The 19,935-nt window shown below is 54.9% G+C and carries 18 protein-coding genes; 6 read left to right on the top strand and 12 right to left on the bottom strand.

What is annotated here, in order from left to right; all coding sequences use genetic code 11:
* Window positions 1-32 precede the first annotated feature (32 nt).
* Entirely contained in the window at window positions 33-995 is a 963-nt protein-coding gene (locus tag FEM03_RS09415; protein ID WP_206170940.1) for a hypothetical protein, read from the top strand.
* Window positions 996-1,335: 340 nt separating this feature from the next.
* Here the strand turns inward: FEM03_RS09415 and FEM03_RS09410 are convergent, their stop codons facing one another.
* Complete coding sequence (locus FEM03_RS09410) at window positions 1,336-1,884, bottom strand: hypothetical protein (protein WP_138085952.1); 549 nt, start codon at window positions 1,882-1,884, stop codon at window positions 1,336-1,338.
* Window positions 1,885-2,386: 502 nt separating this feature from the next.
* Here FEM03_RS09410 and FEM03_RS09405 point away from each other — a divergent pair.
* The gene (locus FEM03_RS09405; protein WP_138085951.1) at window positions 2,387-5,557 is read left to right on the top strand and encodes an inverse autotransporter beta domain-containing protein; all 3,171 of its coding nucleotides are present in this window, start codon (window positions 2,387-2,389) and stop codon (window positions 5,555-5,557) included.
* 83 nt (window positions 5,558-5,640) lie between these two features.
* On the opposite strand, the gene FEM03_RS09400 is transcribed toward FEM03_RS09405, so the two are convergent.
* From FEM03_RS09400 to xylA, 3 genes are all read right to left on the bottom strand, one after another.
* Complete coding sequence (locus FEM03_RS09400) at window positions 5,641-6,075, bottom strand: type II toxin-antitoxin system VapC family toxin (RefSeq protein WP_138085950.1); 435 nt, start codon at window positions 6,073-6,075, stop codon at window positions 5,641-5,643.
* Window positions 6,072-6,302, bottom strand: coding sequence for a hypothetical protein (locus FEM03_RS09395; RefSeq protein WP_138085949.1), 231 nt, complete (start codon window positions 6,300-6,302; stop codon window positions 6,072-6,074). Before FEM03_RS09395 ends, FEM03_RS09400 begins: the two co-directional genes overlap by 4 nt.
* A gap of 555 nt (window positions 6,303-6,857) precedes the next feature.
* Window positions 6,858-8,171 carry a xylose isomerase gene (gene xylA / locus FEM03_RS09385; RefSeq protein ID WP_138085948.1) on the bottom strand — a complete coding sequence of 438 codons (1,314 nt, stop codon included), beginning with the start codon at window positions 8,169-8,171 and terminating at the stop codon, window positions 6,858-6,860.
* 222 nt (window positions 8,172-8,393) lie between these two features.
* Here xylA and FEM03_RS09380 point away from each other — a divergent pair, with 222 nt between their 5' ends.
* Window positions 8,394-9,113, top strand: coding sequence for an AraC family transcriptional regulator (locus FEM03_RS09380; RefSeq protein ID WP_240772723.1), 720 nt, complete (start codon window positions 8,394-8,396; stop codon window positions 9,111-9,113).
* 36 nt (window positions 9,114-9,149) lie between these two features.
* Window positions 9,150-9,740, top strand: coding sequence for a glycerophosphodiester phosphodiesterase (locus FEM03_RS09375; RefSeq protein ID WP_138085946.1), 591 nt, complete (start codon window positions 9,150-9,152; stop codon window positions 9,738-9,740).
* A gap of 51 nt (window positions 9,741-9,791) precedes the next feature.
* Here FEM03_RS09375 and trhA read toward each other — a convergent pair whose 3' ends face one another.
* Window positions 9,792-10,460, bottom strand: a complete 669-nt coding sequence (gene trhA, locus FEM03_RS09370) for a PAQR family membrane homeostasis protein TrhA (protein ID WP_138085945.1) — start codon at window positions 10,458-10,460, stop codon at window positions 9,792-9,794.
* Between the two features lie 683 nt (window positions 10,461-11,143).
* Here trhA and FEM03_RS09365 point away from each other — a divergent pair.
* A complete protein-coding gene (locus FEM03_RS09365) occupies window positions 11,144-12,592 on the top strand; it encodes a hypothetical protein (protein WP_138085944.1) in 1,449 nt (482 codons plus the stop codon).
* Window positions 12,593-12,748: 156 nt separating this feature from the next.
* Here the strand turns inward: FEM03_RS09365 and FEM03_RS09360 are convergent, their stop codons facing one another.
* From FEM03_RS09360 to FEM03_RS09340, 5 genes are all read right to left on the bottom strand, one after another.
* Complete coding sequence (locus FEM03_RS09360; RefSeq protein WP_138085943.1) at window positions 12,749-13,498, bottom strand: PEP-CTERM sorting domain-containing protein; 750 nt, start codon at window positions 13,496-13,498, stop codon at window positions 12,749-12,751.
* 702 nt (window positions 13,499-14,200) lie between these two features.
* Window positions 14,201-14,719 carry a hypothetical protein gene (locus FEM03_RS09355; RefSeq protein ID WP_138085942.1) on the bottom strand — a complete coding sequence of 173 codons (519 nt, stop codon included), beginning with the start codon at window positions 14,717-14,719 and terminating at the stop codon, window positions 14,201-14,203.
* Between the two features lie 27 nt (window positions 14,720-14,746).
* On the bottom strand, window positions 14,747-15,163 hold the full coding sequence (locus FEM03_RS09350; protein WP_138085941.1) for an ExbD/TolR family protein: 417 nt from the start codon (window positions 15,161-15,163) through the stop codon (window positions 14,747-14,749).
* Between the two features lie 24 nt (window positions 15,164-15,187).
* Window positions 15,188-15,826, bottom strand: coding sequence for a MotA/TolQ/ExbB proton channel family protein (locus FEM03_RS09345; RefSeq protein ID WP_138085940.1), 639 nt, complete (start codon window positions 15,824-15,826; stop codon window positions 15,188-15,190).
* 3 nt (window positions 15,827-15,829) lie between these two features.
* On the bottom strand, window positions 15,830-16,585 hold the full coding sequence (locus FEM03_RS09340; protein ID WP_138085939.1) for a TonB family protein: 756 nt from the start codon (window positions 16,583-16,585) through the stop codon (window positions 15,830-15,832).
* Window positions 16,586-16,775: 190 nt separating this feature from the next.
* On the opposite strand from FEM03_RS09340, the gene FEM03_RS09335 reads away from it, so the two are divergent.
* Complete coding sequence (locus FEM03_RS09335) at window positions 16,776-18,041, top strand: hypothetical protein (protein ID WP_138085938.1); 1,266 nt, start codon at window positions 16,776-16,778, stop codon at window positions 18,039-18,041.
* 5 nt (window positions 18,042-18,046) lie between these two features.
* Here the strand turns inward: FEM03_RS09335 and FEM03_RS09330 are convergent, their stop codons facing one another.
* Window positions 18,047-19,180 carry a PepSY-associated TM helix domain-containing protein gene (locus tag FEM03_RS09330; RefSeq protein WP_138085937.1) on the bottom strand — a complete coding sequence of 378 codons (1,134 nt, stop codon included), beginning with the start codon at window positions 19,178-19,180 and terminating at the stop codon, window positions 18,047-18,049.
* A gap of 17 nt (window positions 19,181-19,197) precedes the next feature.
* The gene (locus FEM03_RS09325; protein WP_138085936.1) at window positions 19,198-19,890 is read right to left on the bottom strand and encodes a Fe2+-dependent dioxygenase; all 693 of its coding nucleotides are present in this window, start codon (window positions 19,888-19,890) and stop codon (window positions 19,198-19,200) included.
* Window positions 19,891-19,935 lie beyond the last annotated feature (45 nt).

Here is a 19,935-nt window from a genome sequence, read left to right as displayed (position 1 = left end):
AAAGTATGAGCAGATTTAGGCCGTGGGGTTTGTTGGACTGGGCGATTTCGATCTCTGAACCAAGGGAATGGAATTTCATTGGTGCAATTGGAACGGAGGATCGTTCACTCAGCGCATTGCGTTGGGTCAAAGATCTTGGCTTAGTCAGAAGTATTTCAATGGTTCAAGTGGATCCGATGTTGGGCACGCGCTATTTCCTCAAAACTCAAGATAGGCTTGTTGAAAGAATGCGCCAGTTCCGATTGTTGTGTGCAGAGAATTCCGATGTGTATCAGATTGAGTTACTTGCCGAACTTCATGAGATTCAGGCTATTTCGGACACTCTCGCCAAGAAGGGTTCATCGATAATCCTTGACATCTCGTCTCTTCCAAAGAGATTCTTTTTTCCAATGCTTCGCACTTTGATTAAGGAGGTTGAGGTTCGCGATCTGATTTTAACTTATGGGTGTCCAAGAAGTTATTTGGACGGGGCAAAGCTCAGTGAAGGTGCGGGGAAATGGGACTATTTGCCTGGCTTCTTAGGCAAGGAATTCAGGAGCGATGTTTTGGTGGCTTCCGTAGGTTTTATGGTAGAGAGCCTACAAGATTATTTGAGCAGTGCGGAGGCCCATCCAGCTGTCCAGCTGTTAATTCCGTTTCCTTCAAGCCCCACTTCTGTTCGAAGAGCATGGGAATCAATCATTAGTCTTCAAAGCAACAGAAGTGGAGATAAATTTGTCAAGCATCGGATCGATGCGAATGATATGTCGATGGCGTTCGATCGTATTTGCTCGCTCTCCCGTAGCGTTGAATCTGTTGCCTTTGCTCCGTTTGGTCCGAAGCCGATATCGGCAGCAATGTGTCTCTACGCTGTTCAATGCGAATCGGCTGTTCATTATCCTCAGCCGGAAAGTTACCATCCGGATTATTCCGTGGGTGTTGCTTCAGTCAGTGGGAAGCCATTCGTTAATGGCTACTGGATAAAGCATGATGGGATTAATCTATACAGCGTCTAGTTTGCTTCTGGCGATGGGGAAATGAGAGAAAGAGGTCATGAAAACGGGGTCAGTGCATGAAAACGGGGTCAGTGTGCAAAAAGTTGACAACCTAAGCCAAAATCCGCTTGGGTGTTTTCCGGCAAGGGTCGTTCTGCGTATTTCCACATCCGAGAGCCGGGGTTCGGTCCGCGCATTGAAACATCTCAAGGATCATCGAAACGGTCCATTCCACTGGCGCCCATGCAGGAGCGGATGATGGAGGTTTGCGTTTGGGATGGGGCGGAGGGTGTGCATCCCATTCAGTGGTCCGTCGTTCTGTCATGATGCTGCCTTTACAGAAAATCCCACGGAAACACCATCACTTGTCGGCCTTTGAGATCGTGAGGCGATAGACCTTGTCTCCGGCCTCGTAAAAATCGTAAGTTTTCCCAACCTCCATCCGAATCGCGCCGGAACTTTCGTAGTCGTGGTATTGCATCGTCTTGACTACCCTCTTCTGATCATTCTCGTTAAATGAGGATTGCGAGGTGACGGCTTGGGTCATGGAGAACGAATACTCGAAGGACAACTTGCTCTCGGCGGCATCGCTTAGAATGCCGACCAATTCAATTTTTCCTGGGGTTTCGGAGTAATCGGTTGGTGCTTGGAGCTTGATTTGGCGAGAGGATGTCAACAATGAATGACACCTTGGGTATGGCCGCGCTGGGTTGAGAGAGTGGTTGGGGGTGTCCCACACCCGGCCCCAATTCTTGCTTGCAGAGTATGGACACCAACGAATTCCAAAGGCGTGTGGGACACCCGCCACCACCTCGCTCGAGCCCAATTCCCCACCTCGAAAATTCCCCATCGCCGCCATGCGTGAATGCATCGGTGTGAAATGGTGAATTTGTGACGCGACGCAGCGCATTCCTACCGTTCATTGATTTTTTGGGAATCGCCTCGGCATCTCTAGATGGTGGACTTTTCCCTGCCATGCGCATGCTTCAGACGTGTCGACCACATCGTTAGCCAATGGATTCTAACCTCCACGGGGACAGTGAACAATTGGGCTGGTCTTCGCCATTTTCTAGAATGAGCTTTTCCCGGGAGGCGAACGTTGCGTTTTCTTGCAACGGACGGTATGGACCGACAACATCGGTGATGCGTTAAACCGGGACCACTCTCCTTTGAAGGTTGGTGTTCATACGCAGCATGGTAAGCATATGGTTATTGCACCAAAGGGCAATTGAAGGGAAATGCGCTTGCATAAGCGGGGCTTATGCGCGTTTAGGGGCGAGCGCGGATTGATTCCCATTCGCAAATAAGTGGTGGTGAGTGCTTTAGAGAGTTCTCCATCTTGCCGCCTGTTTATCGACACCCGCGCATCCTCCACAACCCAGGCATTCATTCGCTCACCACCTCATCCTCCCATGCTTCCGATTGCTCGACCCCGTCGTGCTGGCGTTTCTATCGCCGCGTCTCTCTTGTTAGGCTCAGTCATCGCGAACTTTGCTTTGGCAGGGTCGGTGGCGAAACAAGCCGATGAACTGCCGATTGACGAGCATCATCCGATGCATTTGGGAACCATTACGAGTGGGGTCAAATCCAGTGATGTTTACACGGAAGGCAATTTTAGTATTGTGGCCCCGGTCTGGAGTTCGTTGGGTGGCGATGGCACGTTAAGCGGCGGGGTGGTTTATCTGGAGCCTTACGCCTCCTGGGGTGAGCAGGGCGAGGTCGCGACGTCACTGGGGCTTGGGTATCGGTATCTGTTTGGGTCGGAATCGGTGGCCGCATTGAAAAATCCGAACAAACCGCAGGCAGGGTTCTTTGATGAAGGGATCTTTATTGGGGGCAACCTGTTTGTCGACATGCTGGACACGGAAGCGGACAATCAGCTGTGGCAGTTGGGTTTTGGGGTGGAAGTCGGCACGCGTTATGTGGAGATGCGAGGCAACTATTACCTGCCGCTTTCCGATCGCCAGCTGGCGGAGGAGAGTCGTTCGGTGGAACGGTTTAGCACATCAGAAACCCGTATGTCGCAATCGGGCGGGCCAGTCAGCGACCCTTACGCCACGGGCAACACCATCTCGCAGGATCAGTTGTTGACCACGCGTGCCACGACCACGACGCGCACGACCACCATCGAGAGCTTGTTCCGACGATATGAAGAAGGCATGGAAGGCTGGGATGCCGAGGCGGCGTTGTTGGTCCCTTGGGTGGACCAATATTTTGATCTGCGGGTGATCGCTGGCTACTACCAGTTCGATAATCAGCCTTTCGGTCCACAAATCGGCGGCACGGGCAATGTGGAAGGATGGAAAGCCGGATTGGAGATTCGTCCGGTGCCTGCCATCATCCTGAGCGGCACCTGGTATGAAGATGACCGGCTCACCGGCAGTGATTGGACGGCAGGCATTCAGGTCCAGCTTCCCTTTGAAGGCGGCAACCTTGGCAACGGCGAAACGTTTTGGAGTCGGATTCGCGATGCCTTCCAACCACGGCGTCGTCACTTGGTGGAGCGCATGGCGGAGCCGGTGCGTCGTCAGAATGCCGCCATCAAGACGGCCAACAGTGTGGACGTGGATGTGAAGAAAAACACTGAAGTGAAACGGGTGACCCGCGTGGTTTCACAAAGAAAAGGGCAAATTGTGCTGGTGGACGACATCGTGTTTGTGAACAACGGCGATGGGGTGGGCAATGGCATTCAATCGGGAGACGCCATGGCCAACGGTGCCAATGGCACGGCAGAGCGTCCGTTTGACAACCTTCAGGAGGGGGCCACCACCGCAGGCGATAACAGCAACAATTCCGGTCGTTTGTGGAACGTGTATACCCAGGGTGGCACAGGCGGTGATTATAACGAGACGGTGACCACCACTGGCAGCACCCGTTTCATCAGTTCCCACAAAGGCATCCTGCTGCCAGACGGCAGTCTTTTTGCAGGTGACACTTTGCGTCCGGTCGTGAACGGCGGTGTGGTTTCGAACTTCGAGACCCTGATCGTTCAGGGTTATGAATTCAACGAAGGGCAGGGGCAGGGGCTTTCCGGCATCCAAGCGACCAATGTGGCAAATTTCATCCTGGTGGACAGTGTCTTTAACGACATCAACGCCGCGGTGAATTACAATTCCGAAGTTTCTGCGGAGGTGTTGATCAGCACCAATGAATTCCACGGCGCCTGGGACAACCTGTTTGTCCAGTCGTTCGGAACGGCCGAGCTGAATGTGGTGTTGTTGAACAACCAATTCCTTGGTGACAACTACTTCAGTGGGGCGCAGATCCGGGGTTCCGATGATTCCACGATTAACGCTTTGGTCACCGGAAACGTCCTTGATGGGAAATATTATTACGGCCTCGCTCTGGTGGGCTACGACAACGCCACGGTTTCGGCTGACATCGTGAGAAACACCTTCGACAACGAGACGGATGATTCGCATCTCTACCTCTCTGGCCGGGGCAATTCCACTGTTGTGGCCAACGTGCTGCTCAATGACTTCATTGGCACCGTCCGGGAGTATGAAGGCAGCGTGGGGGATAAGATAATCATTGTGGACGCTTACGATGAAACGTCCATCACCGCCAACATCACCGGCAACGTGTTCGACAATCAGTTTGACCCCAATGAGTTCATTGATCGTGGCGTCGGCGTGTTTACTTATGGTGATTCATTTGCTGACGTGACGGTGAAATTGAACCAGTTTGAAAGTAACTTTGGCGCCGTCATTGATGCGGCAAGCGCGGATGATTCAGAGATCAATCTGCTGGTGGACTCCAATAACTTCACCAACGAGGCCGTGTATGGCATTTACCTTTCTGAGTATGAGAATTCCACCCTTGAGGCATTGGTGACATTAAATGTGTTCTCCGGTGTTTATCAGCAAGCCGGCATCATCCTGGAAAGTAGAGATGCAGGCCTTGAAGTCGGGTCCATGTTGAACGTGGACATCGTCGAAAACTTGTTCAGCGGTGAATTCCAGACCCGTGCGATTGATGCGTTGAAGACCGGTGGCAGTTACATGGATTTGCTCGTTACCAAAAATGGTTTTACGGGTGTCTTCAATGAAGGGGTGATCCTGAGAGCAGAAGGCGCGGCGGGTCCTAACAGCCTGTTGATCGCTGACGTGATCGACAACCTGTTGAGTGGCACCTTCGATGGCATTGCGATCCAGGCGCTCGGGAGTGCTTCGGGTGAAATTGATGCCGACATCACGGCGAATATCTTCACCGGCACCATGTTCAATGATGCGATCAATGTCCTGGGGCTTGGTTCATCCACCATCAATGCCAGGGTGACAGGCAACGTGGTGCTAGCCGAAGGATCGGTGACCAACGGTGGATTTGATCCCTCGTTCTTTGCGGCCGTCGCTCAAGGCAGTGCTGACGTGATCATCACCAACCTGAATGGCAACGTCGCGGTCGGACATGTGGACACCGGATTTGCTTTCTTCGACAACAATGCTGCCTCAACCCTGTCGGTGAACGGTGATCTTTCCGATCCCGCCCAAGGAAACTTCTTCCTAGATGTGGATGTGGAGCTTGATGGCAACAGTGATCCAACCGGCAGCTTCCTGTTGAACGGAATCCAGCGGGATCTGTAGATATTAAGTCACCAGCGGGTGATGAAGAAGCAGGGCAGCCGAGAGGTTGTCCTGTTTTTTTAGCCTTCACGGAGAAAACGGGTTCAGGGCAGAATGTTTAGCCCTTCGGCCTTCGCCGCATCTCTCTGGCGCTGATCAAAACTAACGAAATCTGTCGCCTCCAACTCAATCGCGCTCGCAACATGCAGCACATCGAGAGAACGTGTGCCAATGACAGGCGTATGATTCAACGTCAGCCGTCTTGCAAGTTCCAATACGGCATCATGGTCGATCTCAACCAAGTTAAACACTCCATTTCGCAAGTCTGAATCGAAAATTGACAGTAGCTGGCTTGCTTGAGCGGGCGTGATGCCCCCTACAAAAACCGCTCTTTGTATGGCGTTGGACACTTCCAGCACATGCCACGTTGTCACGAATATGGGCGGAGAAAGACTTGCCAGCAAGGCGAGAGCTTGCGGTGAATTTGCCTCCTTGAGGTAAAGCTTGACGATGAAACCCGTGTCCGCACAAACGCTCATTCGCCGCGACCCTCGCTGATAAGCTGGTCAACGTATCCAGCAGGGAGACAAAAGTCTTGCCCGAACACGTCACGCTGACGGGCCGCAAAATCCGGCCAGGCGAGCGGGGTCGCAGTGCGTGGCTGCGAGATGGAGCGTTCTTTCTGCTCCATCCAGCCGAGCAATTCCCGAAACTCCTCTGGTTTGAGGTTTTCTATGGCCCTTTCAATTTCCATGACCGTGCTCATGTCGGACACAATACCGGATAATGAAGGCCTTCGCAAGACTTGCTAAAATCAATAGTGTCAGGGGTTGGTAATATTTGGCGATCCCATTTCGGCAAACGATGTTCGGTAATTCTTCAAGTTTGCAGGCACGCCCGTCAGTTTCGCAGGCTCAAATGCGGTCAAACTTTGAGTAAATTGCCTGTTCCTTTGCTTCGGCGATCACCTTGTCCGCGTCAAGCGTCACAAACTCGCTCCCATCAGCAGCCATGCCTGGCTTGAGCGCATGACGAAGAGCGCCCCATTTGTGTTTCTCCTATCGCTCGTAATCGCGCCGGACCAAATCGCGAATGTATTCGCTCGCCGAGCCGTAAAGTCCCGCATCGCCGATTCCAGTTTGAAGGAATCGTTGAAGCTCCCCCGCAAATCTCACGTTTACGCCTTCTGCCATAGAATCTCCCTTTTAGCACATTTATCAAATGTCCCACAGTTGGTCAATACCGTGGGACAAATTTGGAAATGTTGCATGGCCCTCGAAGGTCAGTTGGAGATTTGTCTGCTGACCGGTCGTTAGCTTGCTTAGACGAACTCGTTGACCAAGTTTTCCAGATACTCCTGGCGACCGCTTGTGTTGGGAGCGGCTTCGCCTTTTTCGAGCATGAGCTTCTCCAGGGAGGCGAAGGTTTCTTTGCCTTGTTCAATGCTGGCACCGAGACCGGTGTCCCACGAGGCATAACGTTGTTGGACGAATTCGCCCAGGCGGCCATCGGCACGAATGGCGGCGGCGTTTTTCAAACCCCGTGCAAAGGTGTCCATGCCGCCGATGTGGGCAAAAAACAGATCCTCGGGATCAATGCTTTCGCGGCGCACTTTGGCATCGAAGTTGACGCCGCCGGTGGTGAGTCCGCCATGTTTTAAAGCGGAGAGCATCATCTGGGTGGCCACCGAGGCATCGGTGAGGAATTGATCGGTATCCCAGCCAAGCAGCAGATCGCCGGTATTGGCATCGAGCGATCCCAGTGCCCCGGCTGCTCCTGCGACTTCCATTTCGTGTTGCATGGAATGGCCGGCCAGCGTGGCGTGGTTGGTCTCCAGGTTGAGCTTGAAGTGCGGAAGCAGGTCGTATTCACGCAGGAAGTTCAGGCAGGCAGCGGCGTCGCTGTCGTATTGATGCTTGGTAGGTTCCTTGGGTTTTGGCTCGATGTAAAACTGGCCCTTGAAGCCAATTTCCTTGGCGTAATCGACGGCCATGTGCAGGAAGCGGGCGAGGTGGTCGAGTTCGCGTTTCATGTCGGTGTTCCACAAGGTCATATACCCTTCGCGACCTCCCCAAAAGGTGTAACCTTCACCACCGAGTTCATGGGTCACCTCCAGGGCTTTCTTCACCTGGGCGGCGGCAAAAGCAAAAACTTCGGCGTTCGGCGAGGTGGCGGCACCATTCATGAAACGTTTGTGCACGAACAACTGGGCAGTTCCCCACAGCAGTTTGATGCCGGTGCGTTGCTGCTGCTCTTTCAACAGGGCGACGATGGTGTCGAGATATTCGTTGCTCTCGCGCAAGGTTTTGCCGTGAGGGGCGACATCGCGATCATGGAAAGCGTAGTAGGGCATGCCGAGTTTTTCAGCGATTTCGAAGAACACCGGCACGCGTGCCTTGGCCTGTTCGATGCCGGTTTTGCCGGCGTCCCAAGGGCGGATGGCCGTGGCTTCGCCGAACATGTCGCCGCCCTGACCACACATGGTATGCCAGTAGACGATGGAGAAACGCAGATGATCGCGCATCGTTTTGCCTTCCACGAGTTCATCGGGATTGTAGTGTTTGAAGGCGAGGGGATTTTTGGATTGAGGGCCTTCGTAGGCGATCCGGGAGATGTCGGGGAAGTGAGTGCTCATGGTTCAGTGGTTCTTGGTTCTTGGTTCTTGGTTCTTGGTTCTTGGTTCTTGGGCGTTTTAAGATTGTCGGGGATGTCAATGCGGCTAACGTTGTCATGGCCAGAATAACTCCCCGCAAAACCAACCGTGACGACAAAATGTATGCCAAATACGCCACGAGATCCAAAACCAGGCAGTCGGGGAAAGCGTGTTGAAAGCGTCGCGAGAGAGCGTGACGAGTGGTTGAGCAAGGTTCACCCGGGCTCTCATTTCCATTCGCTGTTTGATCACCTCCCCGGCGTTTGTTTTTATTGCAAGGATCGCGACGGACGTTTCATGCTGGTTAGTCAGAGCTTTCTGCAGCATCACCAACGCAGGCATGAGAGTGAGCTGCTCGGCCTGACCGATTTTGATGTCGCGCCTCAGCAGATGGCTTCCGGTTATCTTCGGGATGATGCCGTTTTGCTTGCGGGTGAAGTCGGCTGCATTGAGCGCGTGGAGTTATGGTTCGACAAACAGGGGAGTCCTGACTGGGTGTTTGTCACCAAGATCCCGTTGAAGGATAGTCGGGGCCGGATTTGCGGAACGGCGGGCGTGGTGCGGGTGGCGGCGGATCACGAGATGCAACTGCCAATGATCCAGAGCGTGGCGCGTGCGGTTGAAATCATTCGTCGTGACTTCGCAGGTCCGGTAATGCTCGCGGAAGTGGCCGGCAAATGCGGACTTTCGATGCGACATTTTCAGCGACGATTTCAGCAGGCGTTCGGGTTTAGTCCGCAGGAGTTTCTGATGAAAACCCGGGTCGCCGCCGCGATGAAACAACTGGAGGAAACGAATCTTTCCGCCTCCGAGATCGCGATCCGCTGTGGTTTTGTGGATGGCAGCAGCTTTTCCGAACAGTTTGGTCAGCGAGTGGGGCAAAGTCCCACCGCTTATCGGGAGATGCGGCGTTCCGATGGGTAGTTGAGTGATAACTTTGGAATTGGAATTGAAATCGAATTGAAGATCATTGCACATCGTGGGGGAATGAGTCGGGGGATGCAGAATGCTCCTGAGGGGGTGCGGCTTGCGGCCCGATATCGGGTGGATTTTGTGGAACTGGATGTGGTCAAGAAATCACCGACAGATGGATTTTGTTGTGTGCACGGATGGGGCAGGGGGAGTGATTTGGAATCTTGCCTCGCTGAAATGGGCGAAGAGATGGGGCTGATGGCCCATTTGAAGGGGAGTTATGAGAGAGAGGATTTGGAACGTTTGCTGAAAGTGATCTTGCCGCAGGTGCCTTTGGAAAGAGTGATCTTTGCGTCGCATGGGGATGCGGTGTTGCGGAGGTTGCATGAGATTTCGCCGAATGCGCAACTCGCTCGCTTCGGATTGATGTCTGCGATTTCAGCGATGTGGGAGCCTAAGCTCAAGCCGTGGCAGTATTGCCTGATCCATCACAGCGTGCTTTTGAACTGCCATGTCAAGGCGCTGCAGCGTCGTGGGTATTCGGTGATGGCGAGCTGTGTGTGGGAGTTCCGCAGCAGGGACAGCGTCAAAAGATTGGGGGTCGATGGGGCTTTTGTGAATTTGTATGCGGATTCGTAAAGGCGGTGCCGGACTCATCCATGCACTTTTCTGTTATCGGCTCGGTTCAGTTCAGCGGAGAACATAAAGCCAGATGGCGATGACGTGGCAGGCGCTGCCGCCGAGGACGAAAAGATGCCAGATGGCGTGATGGTAGGGCAGCGATCGCCAGGAGTAGAAGATCACGCCAAAGGTGTAGCTGAGGCCGCCGCCGACCAGCCAGGCTAGGCCGGCAGGGGGCATTGCACGGACCACCGGACCGATGGCGATGAGGGCCAGCCATCCCATGGCGAGGTAGAGGACGGTGGAGAGCCAGTGGTTTTTCTTCCTGCCGGGCAGAACGTTTTTGGTTTTGATGACCAACCCGACGATGGCCATGGTCCAGACGAGGCTGAACAGTGTCCAGCCCCACGGCCCGCGCAGGGTAATGATCGAGATGGGCGTGTAGGTAGCGGCGATGAGCAGGTAAATGCAGACATGATCGAGCGTCTGGAAGAGCTGCTTTCTTCTCGCGTCGGTGTAGAGATGGTAGAGCGTGGAGAAACCGTAGAGGAGGATGAGCGAGCCGCCGAAAACGGCTGCGGAGATCGATTTTAGGAAGTCGCCACCGGAGGTAATGAGCATGCCGATGAGCGCGACTACACTCAGCACGACGCCCAGCGCGTGCGTGAGCATGCTGGCCATTTCCTCGCGGTGGCTCTGGCAAAGCAGTGATCGTTCGGAAACAACGGGCGGATTCATCGGCGGGGATTCCATGGCCCCGTGAGATGCGTTTGTCGAGGACTGGAGAGATGTCCTTGTTTCGGCGGACGGTGGAGTGGTGGAACGATGGAGTGGTGCACGAGCCGCGAATGAGGAGTTGCTCTCCCCCTGTCTGGCTCTGAGCCTTTATTACGGAGAAAGGCCTCCGCGTGATGGCCTGCCAAAAATTCCAGACACGTTTTCCTCTTCTTGGCGGAATGCCTGTTCAAGGGCCGCGTTCAACTCGGCGACACTCGCGCGTGCAAGACGGGGATCAATCCGTGCCTCGCGCAACCCGCCCTCCATACCAATCATCTCAACTCCATGCGGTCTTGACCCAAAAAGGCCGGAACAGTCGGTGGAAGCGACTTCAGATTCATGAGGGGAAAACGGCGTCATCGATCTTTGAATTTATTGAATTACCATAATTAGACAATGTTTTTGTCATTTCTGTATAAATTTAGATACAATGGGAAGGGCGTTGTTCAATTTGAGTGGCATCGCGACACCGGTCGTTTGCCAGATCCTGCGTCCATGGGTTGTCATCAATCCGGCGAAAATGCCGCGTTCGAAGCCAGTCAGCTTGACAGAAAGGAGCGGTGAGGATGAAATTTTATCATTCCACGCATCTTTCGCGCCGCACTTCCCCATCCACTCACGCTTTGGTATCATCTGCTTCAATCATGAACGCGCCCGCCGTCCCACTCCCCAACTACCAGTCCTACGCCGGTCTTCCTCCCCTTGCCGGCATCGCCTCCTTTGCCGACGCCGCCAGACCCGGGATCAGCGTTGAGGCCAACGTCGGTCGACTCAAACGCTACCACTTCGCCCTCAAGCGGCTCATGCAGATTTTTGAGGCGCGACTCACCGCCGAGCCAGTCTATGAAATCAAAATGGCTTACAGCCTGCATGCCCATTATTGCGCCGAACACGCCACCGCGCTGCGCGAACGCGTCGCCGAAATGCGCACGCCCCCGCTCGGACTCGACAAAATCCCCGATGAATCCCTGCGTGTGTTCTTCGACGAAATTCAAAACGCTCCGACCACGGTGGAACTGCTCACCGGCATCTACCTGCACGCCCTCCCCGCTCTGCAGCGCGGCATCCAAAATCACCTCTCCGAAACCAATCCTCTTGCCGATCATCCCACCGTCCGCATCCTGCGTTTCGCTGATCTCGAAATTCGCGAAATGATCGATTACGGTGCCCAAGCCGTCCCCTGCATCGCCGAGGCCACGCATCAATCGATCACGCAGTCCTGGGAAACCCTGCTCAAAAAACTCCTCGCCGCCGCCGGTGATCTTGATGGATCGCTTCCCGCCGAGACCACTGGCGAACTCGTCCCCATCCACAGCGCAACCCCGTTTGTCTACAACAACATCCCCCAACGCGACGAGCGTTTTCTCGACCCCTATAACATGGGCGTCCATGCCGAAGAATTCCTTTACGATCCCGCCTTCCGCCCGCGCGACAAGACACTCATGATGTATTACAAAAGGCTGCGCGAGATCGACGTGCCGGAAATGATGGCCAGCATCCTTACCGAAACGCCCGACAAACCGTGGGCCTATTATCGCGACATGACCCGCCAGCTTTGGGACGAGGCCCGCCATGCCATGATGGGCGAAGTCGGATTTATCAACAACGGCATCGACTGGCGGAAATTCTTGCGCGTCAATTTCACCTGGGCACTCGGACTCAACACCCAGCTGCAACCTTGGGAACGCCACGCTGTCCTGTATTTCATCGAACAGGGACTCATGACCAAAACGGGCAAACGTTTTGAATGGGAGGTCGGAAGTGAGTCCGGCGACCCTCTTGCCCAACTTTTCCAGGATCATGATTGGGCCGATGAGGTCCTGCACGCCCACATCGGCAAAAATTGGTATGTCAGCGCCTTCGGCAATCAAAAGGGGGCCATCGAATTTGGCAGCGCCTGCTGGAGCAAAGTCCTCATCGGCTGGAACGAGTGGAAAGCGCAGGGCCTCACCCAGCACGAAAACTGGTGGCCCGCTTTGTATGAAGAATTCTGCCGCGTGCACAACCTTCCCGTCGATCCTGCCGCCCTGACATTTGAAACCACCTACGAAACCACGCGCGCCGATTTGGAGAAGCTCGCCGTCAGTGGTTAACAAAATGTGGGGATCGCTCGCCTCACCTTTTTCGGACTCAGGCAGTGAATTTTTAAGCAGGCAGAACTCGAACGGATGAGCTCAGACGAACGTCCGAGGTGGTCAAAGCTGACCCATGTGCGACACATGCCTGCCGCCCCAATGGTGATCGGAGTGTCAGGCGCGCACCGAACGACGGCGTTGAAGGATGCCCAATAAACCAGCGACACCAATGAGGATGGCACCCGACGGCTCGGGAACGGCGGCAACAGGGGCTCCGATGTCAATGGCTCCGTTGTAATTGAAATTCGACTGCGCCAAGGCAGCAGAACCCTGCAATGGGGTCAGAACGTAAAGGGGAGTCACCCAAAGATACGGGCTGTTGCCCATCGTAGCGGCATCAAACACGAATGAGAAGTCGATCGCGGTCCAAGTGTTGGGGGAAAAGCTGGCCACTGTGTTGCCTATAGATACTGGAGCGCCATCAAAGATGTAATAATCGATATTAGAGTCGGGGATGTAACTCCAGGAATTGCCCAGATTGTCGCTGACGATGGAAGGTTTATAGAAGATCGTCACCACATAGCTTTCTTGATCCAAAAAGGAGACCGGCGCTCCGTTGATGTCAACGAAGTCAGCAAAGTCCACGGTATAATCCCCAACTCCTCCAGCTCCTACCACGGAACCAAAGTAAGCATTCCCGCCATGAGGTGACGCTGGGCCATTGCTCACCGAATAAGTCGGATCGACAATTGCAGAGGCAATTGTCGTTGGATCAAACGCATGGTTCGCAGGAAGCCCCGCATCCACTTGTGCGGCAGTGAATCCTTCGATTCTATTGGTGTAGATTTGGGTTTGCCCCATGGAAACACCCGAGACGCCGAAGGAGAGAACAATAACGATCAATAATATATTTTTCATAAGCATAAATTTAATGCATTGAGGTGTGCACATCTTGTGATGTGAATGATCGGATGCCGTGAATTGCGGCAGTAAACGTCTATTACAATAATGCATGGTTAAAAAACGCAAGATTTAAAGCTCCGCATTTTTTGTCATGGGGATACCTAATTGTCTGGGTTGTCTGAATTTAAATTGATCGATAAGAGTTGGTCGACTGATAGGCCTCGCCCAGAACCAAATCACGCGACATAAGGGTCAGATATGGGGCCTCTCGCTGCTGCGGGCATTATGAACTGCACCGGATGTAGTAGTAAAAACGATCTCGCAAAGCAATTGGGGCATTCGCGATGGGATTGCTTGAGACAGCATCGCTGAAGGAGCGGAGCACCGACGGCATCAGCGTGCGAAGGCCATGAAAGGTGAAATCAGCCACTGACGAATCTGGTGGGCGACTTTCGACTTTCCCTGTTGGGAGGTGATGAAGAAGGCACTCGTCGAGGAGCACGAGGGGGCAAACCGTGAGGCGTCCGAGTGGCAAACCGGGTGTGTAAGTTTGGAGCCACCCGCCTTGATGGGTGAACATTGCGGAGTTTGACTAACTCACCAAATGACCGCCGGAATTCGTGATACCATCAAATTTTCGGGAGCACACCAACCGCTCGATTCGCCCCTATCAGAACAGGCGGCTTGCTCCAAGCTTGGCCACGCGGGAATTCGCTCTCTAATTCAATTGCCCGCAGGTGGAGCTGGAGCTGGAGCTGCCGCCGCTCCTGGATTCGCGAGCTTGTTGTATTGCTCGGTCACCTCGTTGATGCGCTTGGCGAGGTCGTCACGCTGGGTGGTCAGCGTTTTGATGGTTTCGTTGGCCTGAAGCATCGCGGCGTTGAACTTTTCCAAAGCCTCGTTCTGCTTGGTGATGCTTTCGTTTTGCTGAACGATGATCTCGTTCTGCCGGTTGATGGTGGCGACATGACCTTCAGCAGCAGTCTTGAGTTCGTCAAATTCGAGTTTGCTGACGGAGTTGGTTCTCAAGTCAGCAATGCTTCCGGTGAGTCGCAAAATCTCCGCATCAGCGGACTTGATCCGGGCGTCCTGCTCCATCTGCACGGCTTCGTGACGGACCAAGTCATCCCGCTGTTTTTCGGCAATGCGGCGCAACTCGTTCTCCCGCCACCATTGCACCCCGCACAATCCGCAAAGGGCGATCAATAGAAACGTGAGAACCAGGGAGGAGACAGGGCGCATGAGCAGTCGGAATTTGAGAAATGAAGCTCAGAGTTTTTCCAGTGGCTTCACATTGAAAGCGACCTTGGTCACGCCACAACGTCGGACGTAGTCCAGCACCGCCACCATGGCACCATGTGGAGTTTCGGCATCGCCGGAGATATACACGGGCAGGTCCTTGTTAACGGCGAGCTTCTCCTTCAGCATGACATCCAGCTGCTCCAAAGTGATGTTTTCTTTTTCCAAAAACACCCCGCCACGCGCATCGACGGCAAGGGTGATGCTGTCCGGCTTGAGGTTCGACTGGGAGGTGGCGGCACCAGGAAGATTGACCTCAATGGTGCGTTGTTTGGTCATGGTCAGACTCACCATCATGAAGCTCGCCAAAAGGAAAAACATGATGTCGATCAATGGAATGACCTCAATGCGTGCCTTGTGCTGGGCAATCGGGGAAACAATTTTCATGCGCGTGTGGATGGATCGGCTTACTCAAACATGCACGCGCGTCGGAGGCGCGGCGGTGAAGACCTCCACATTGTTGGCCGCCGTTTCAATGTCATGCTGAAGCGCAGCGACTTTCGAATTGAACAGATTGTAAGGGACCAGCACCAGGATGGCGATGCCCAGTCCAAAGGCGGTCGCGATCAAAGCCTCGCCGATGCCGCCGGTCACTTTCTCCACGGCAAGTTCGGATCCGCCGATCGCGGTGAAACTCCCCATGATGCCGGTGACGGTGCCGAGCAATCCAAGCAGGGGTCCCAGCGTGATGATGGTGTCCATTGCCGTCAGAAATCGCCCGGCCTGTTTGATCTCAATTCCCGCCGCGGCCTGCAAGGCACCGGTGAGACTGGCATGCCGGTGATTTAATCCCGCATGCACCACCCGCAGCACGGGATCGCTGGAGTTTGCCGAAATTTCCTGCGCCTTGGCGATGTCCCCTTTCTCAAGAGCCATCAGGACTTTTTCCAACACTTTGGGCCGGCGTTTGGTGGCCAGGGCGGTCCACCAGAAGATCCGTTCCACCACCACTGCAATGGCCATAAGCGCCACGAGACCGATGGGCCACATGATCGGGCCGCCTTCGCGAAAGATTTCAATAAGTGAGTTAGCCAGAATGGGTGTTGTCATGATTTATTGGTTCAAAACATAGCGGATGGGAACGATGTAACGCCGCACATTCCCTTGTGGCCAGCGCCAGCGCCGACTGATGGTTCCGACCGCGCTGGCATCGAGTTGACTGGAGCCGCTGGAACTTTGAATGCTCACCGAACTGGGCACACCGGTGGCTTCCACCACCACCAAAAGTCTGACCGTTCCCTGCGCCCCTGCGCTGCGTGCGGATGATGGATAAGGCGGAGCAGGGAAGCGACCCTTGCCTCCGCCACTGAATACCGTGGGTGGACCCGATCCGCCACCACCACCGCTGCCGGTGCCCGTTTTGTTGGGCGCATTGACCACTCTCGGCTTGGGTTTCGGTTTGGGCTTGCTCTCCGTCTTCGGTTTCTCTGGCGAAGGTTGAGGAGCAATTTTAGGCGGCTCAGGCGGACGAATTTCCTCAAGCTCCGCAAGGTCAGGCATCTCCGGCGGCGTCAGTGGCATCACGATCTCAGGCAGCGGCGGAATCTCAACATCCTCTTCGATCACTTCCTCAAGCTCCATCTCCTCCTCGGGCTCATTCAGCATCTCTTCGGGAGCCGGGTCGCCCGGTGCCTGAAATTCGACAAACTCGACGTTTTCGCCGATCTCCAAAAACAGTGGCGGCATGTCACTGTCCGGCAACACTGGCTGGGTCGCCCCATGCAATCCCACCCCCAACATCGTGGCGCAAACGGCTGCCGTCCACATGGAGGGCAGGTGCGCGTTGATGTGCTTTGGCGGAAGGATCATGGATGGCGATTGCTTACAGAGAACGGACTCTTGCCGGAAGAACTTCCAGCCCACGTTCTGCCCGATGATTGGGGGTGGAAATTGAATCTCAAATCAACGTCACGCAAGAACTTATTGAGATTCTTTCTCACGGCGTTATGCAGTGATGAACATGCACGCCAAACTCACCAGCCAGGACCCTTCCTTACTCATGGAACAATGCCGTGCTCTGCTCCATGAGCGCAACCGGCAGGCAGCCTTGCTGAAGTTGGATGAAGCGATTGCCGCCTACCACGAACGCGACATCCACACCGGTGAGCCCATCGCCATCGCATGGCTGACCAAAGCCAATCTCACCCGTGACTTGAAACCCGGCCTGGCGACTGCCCGAGAAGCTTATCAGGAAGGCATCAAATGCCTGCCCGATCCCACGCACCCGCACTCCATCAACCTCAAAGCCAATTTCTGGACCAACCTCGGCATCGCCTGCATGGAGGAAGCCAGCGAGACCGCGTTGATGGAGGCTGTGTCCTGCTGTGATGAAGCGATCCAACTGCGCGCCAATCTGCCGATGGAAGCGTCGCCCCTTTTTCCTTGGGGACTTTCGGCATCGTGGTTGAATCGTGCCGACGCCCTCGCCCGTGCCAACACCCAGCTTCACACACAGGAAATCCAACGCTCGCTTGATGAGGCCCTGCGCATCCTCGAATCGATGCAGCCCGACGATCATCCCTCGCGCTCCGCACGCATCGCGCTCGCCTGGATGAATCGCGGCACGCTGATCGCATCCAGCAATCACGATGAAGCCCTTCTCTGCCTCAACCGGGCGATCACCGCCTGCGAAACCACCCCATCCGCCGGATCCGAAGAATGCCGTCGGGTGCTGTTGGGTGTGTTGCTGAATCGCGCCAACCTGCTGCATCGCAAAGAGCCTCTTCAATCTCGCGACGACTGTCTGCGCGTCTTAACCCTGACCACCGATCTCGAACGCCGCGAGCCACTCGCCGCCGAAGCAAGCCTCAAGGCCCGGCATCTCCTTTGCCAGGTGCTCACCCAACTGCCACCCGACACCGCACTCGATTGGGTCACCGAAGCCACCGACGCCGTGGACGACGGCATGGCACTGGCCCGCTACTGGCGGCAACATGGCGAGACGCGACTTGAAGGAGTATCGCGCGAACTGTTTCGTTTTGGACTGATCGTTTACCGGCTCTGGCAGCCGCACTTTCTTTCCGACTTCATCCTCGAACATCTTGATCCGCAGCGATCTCCCGGAGCCCCAGTTCAGGACGAAAGCAGTCATCATCTTGCGGTTGATGCGCTTTGGAACGCCGTGGTTGCCATCAATGAAAAATCCAAATCCGCCCCCGCCGACCAGCGCGAAAAACTCTTCCCTCTGCTTCACGAACTACAGGCGACAGAAAATCGTCTCAGCGAACTGCGCATCCAATACCTGCAACCCGCCAGTCCAGCCTGATCGCTTCAACTGCGCCTTCTGCGGAATCGCTGCCAGCTCATGGAAAACCCCGTCCACACCAACACCATGGCCCCCATCGCCGCGAGCGCGGCAATGGTCTGACCAATCCATCCCCCCGCCTCGCCGGTATGCACCCAGCGCGTCCACAAACGCAATTGCCGGCCCAGGTTGTAACTGGAAAATGGCTCCCATAACTTTTCCTCGCCGGTAGCAAGATCGACGTCCAGTTGCGCCCGTTTGTCAGGTCGGCCACGATGACTTTGACTAATCAAGAACGAGGCAGGCGCGCCCGGTTTGTCCCCAAGACGGATGCTGATGCTTTTCCAATCGGGCACTTTGTTTTGAGCAATGAGTAATGCCTCATTCAAACCTTCAATTTTCGGAGCGGATGGCTTGACTGCCATCTGCCCGCCGCCACCACGCCGACCCGTGCGCGGCGGAGGGGGTTCATTGCCGGTGAGCGCAAACAACAATTGATTCGCCCAACCAAACGCCATGATGGTGCCGGTCAGCACGATCAACAACAACGGCACACAACACCAGAAACCAAACACGTTGTGCCAGTTCCAATCCTTGGCGCGTTTGGTGAGTCGACGGTCAAACCACACAATGCGTTTGAGGAAATGCCAGGTCCAGCGACCCGGCCACCAGAGATACAAACCGCTGACAATCAGAAACAAGAAAAACAAGTTGGCGATACCGGTGATCAACTTGCCGGTATCCCGGTTCACCTCACTTAGCGCCAGCCACCGATGCAATCCGGTGATCCAATGAAATGCTTCATGCAAACGTGGCGATCCCTGTCCAAGATCTTCTCCGTTGTAAGGATTTAAATTGACCGACTTCTCGCGCCCAAAACTTACCCCGACCGCCGCCTTGGGATCCGCCTTCAGATTGACCGACGAAAAGCTCAACTCCGGATGCTTGGCAATGGACGCACCAACAAGATCCTCAAGCAACATCGCCGGCTGGTTGGGGATCTCAGCGACTTTGGGCTCATCCAGCCACTCAAGGATCTGTCGTTCGAACGACAACAACACGCCGGTGGCCGCCAGCAGGAAGATCACCAAACCCGCTGCGATCCCGCCCACCAAGTGGGTCCAAAACACCCCCTTTTTGATTGCTCGTCCTAGTTTCATCGGTGGCGTGATTGCTTTCACATCTCCGCCCACTGGCGGAGCAGGTTATGATAAACTCCCGTCAGTTGCACCGTGCTTTTCTCGGCCGTTTCATTGCCAGCCAGGTCGCGACTCAGCCGCTGGATCGCCACGTCCAGATCGAACATCAGCGAACGTTGCCCATCATCACGAATCATGCTCTGCAGCCAGAAAAACGAACACACCCGGGCACCACGCGTCACCGGTTTGACGTGATGCAAACTCGTCGCCGGATACAACACCATGTGCCCAGCGGGTAGTTTCACACTCTTGCCGCCATAAGTGTCCTCGACCACCAGCTCGCCGCCGTCATACTCCTCGGGACCGGTGAAAAACAACGTCGCCGAAAGGTCGGTGCGAATCCGGTGCGGAGTTCCAGGAATCTGACGAATGGCATTGTCCACATGCGTGCCAAAGGACTGGCCTCCGGCATAACGATTGAACAATGGCGGGAATACCCGCAGCGGCAGGGCAGCCGACATGAAAAGTGGATTTTTGCCGAGGGCCTGAAGAATCATGTCGCCGAGCTCACGTGCCACGGGATGCCCTTCAGGGATTTGCATGTTGTCCTTGGCTTTGGCGGATTGATATCCTGCGGTGACCCTGCCATCGCCCCAGTCGGCTTGGTCCAAGGCCTGGCGCGCATGGGCCACCTGTTCTGCAGTGAGGACGTCGGGAATGGTAAGAAGCATGGAATGGAATGAAATGAAGATGGAGTTTTTTGATCGGAGGGACGA

The sequence above is a fragment of the Phragmitibacter flavus genome, from assembly GCF_005780165.1.
Classification (GTDB): domain Bacteria; phylum Verrucomicrobiota; class Verrucomicrobiia; order Verrucomicrobiales; family Verrucomicrobiaceae; genus Phragmitibacter; species Phragmitibacter flavus.
Note: the sequence above shows the minus strand (reverse complement) of the source record. Positions and strands in the feature narration are given on the sequence as shown.

Excerpts from the sequence above, each read along its gene's own strand:
- FEM03_RS09365 (WP_138085944.1), top strand. The coding sequence starts at position 11,144 with ATGAACGCGCCCGCCGTCCCACTCCCCAACTACCAGTCCTACGCCGGT.
- FEM03_RS09400 (WP_138085950.1), bottom strand. The coding sequence starts at position 6,075 with ATGAGCGTTTGTGCGGACACGGGTTTCATCGTCAAGCTTTACCTCAAG.
- FEM03_RS09395 (WP_138085949.1), bottom strand. The coding sequence starts at position 6,302 with ATGAGCACGGTCATGGAAATTGAAAGGGCCATAGAAAACCTCAAACCA.
- FEM03_RS09340 (WP_138085939.1), bottom strand. The coding sequence starts at position 16,585 with ATGATCCTTCCGCCAAAGCACATCAACGCGCACCTGCCCTCCATGTGG.
- FEM03_RS09325 (WP_138085936.1), bottom strand. The coding sequence starts at position 19,890 with ATGCTTCTTACCATTCCCGACGTCCTCACTGCAGAACAGGTGGCCCAT.
- FEM03_RS09330 (WP_138085937.1), bottom strand. The coding sequence starts at position 19,180 with ATGAAACTAGGACGAGCAATCAAAAAGGGGGTGTTTTGGACCCACTTG.
- trhA (WP_138085945.1), bottom strand. The coding sequence starts at position 10,460 with ATGAATCCGCCCGTTGTTTCCGAACGATCACTGCTTTGCCAGAGCCAC.
- FEM03_RS09360 (WP_138085943.1), bottom strand. The coding sequence starts at position 13,498 with ATGCTTATGAAAAATATATTATTGATCGTTATTGTTCTCTCCTTCGGC.
- FEM03_RS09345 (WP_138085940.1), bottom strand. The coding sequence starts at position 15,826 with ATGACAACACCCATTCTGGCTAACTCACTTATTGAAATCTTTCGCGAA.
- FEM03_RS09410 (WP_138085952.1), bottom strand. The coding sequence starts at position 1,884 with ATGCGCTGCGTCGCGTCACAAATTCACCATTTCACACCGATGCATTCA.
- FEM03_RS09350 (WP_138085941.1), bottom strand. The coding sequence starts at position 15,163 with ATGAAAATTGTTTCCCCGATTGCCCAGCACAAGGCACGCATTGAGGTC.
- xylA (WP_138085948.1), bottom strand. The coding sequence starts at position 8,171 with ATGAGCACTCACTTCCCCGACATCTCCCGGATCGCCTACGAAGGCCCT.
- FEM03_RS09335 (WP_138085938.1), top strand. The coding sequence starts at position 16,776 with ATGGAACAATGCCGTGCTCTGCTCCATGAGCGCAACCGGCAGGCAGCC.
- FEM03_RS09405 (WP_138085951.1), top strand. The coding sequence starts at position 2,387 with ATGCTTCCGATTGCTCGACCCCGTCGTGCTGGCGTTTCTATCGCCGCG.
- FEM03_RS09355 (WP_138085942.1), bottom strand. The coding sequence starts at position 14,719 with ATGCGCCCTGTCTCCTCCCTGGTTCTCACGTTTCTATTGATCGCCCTT.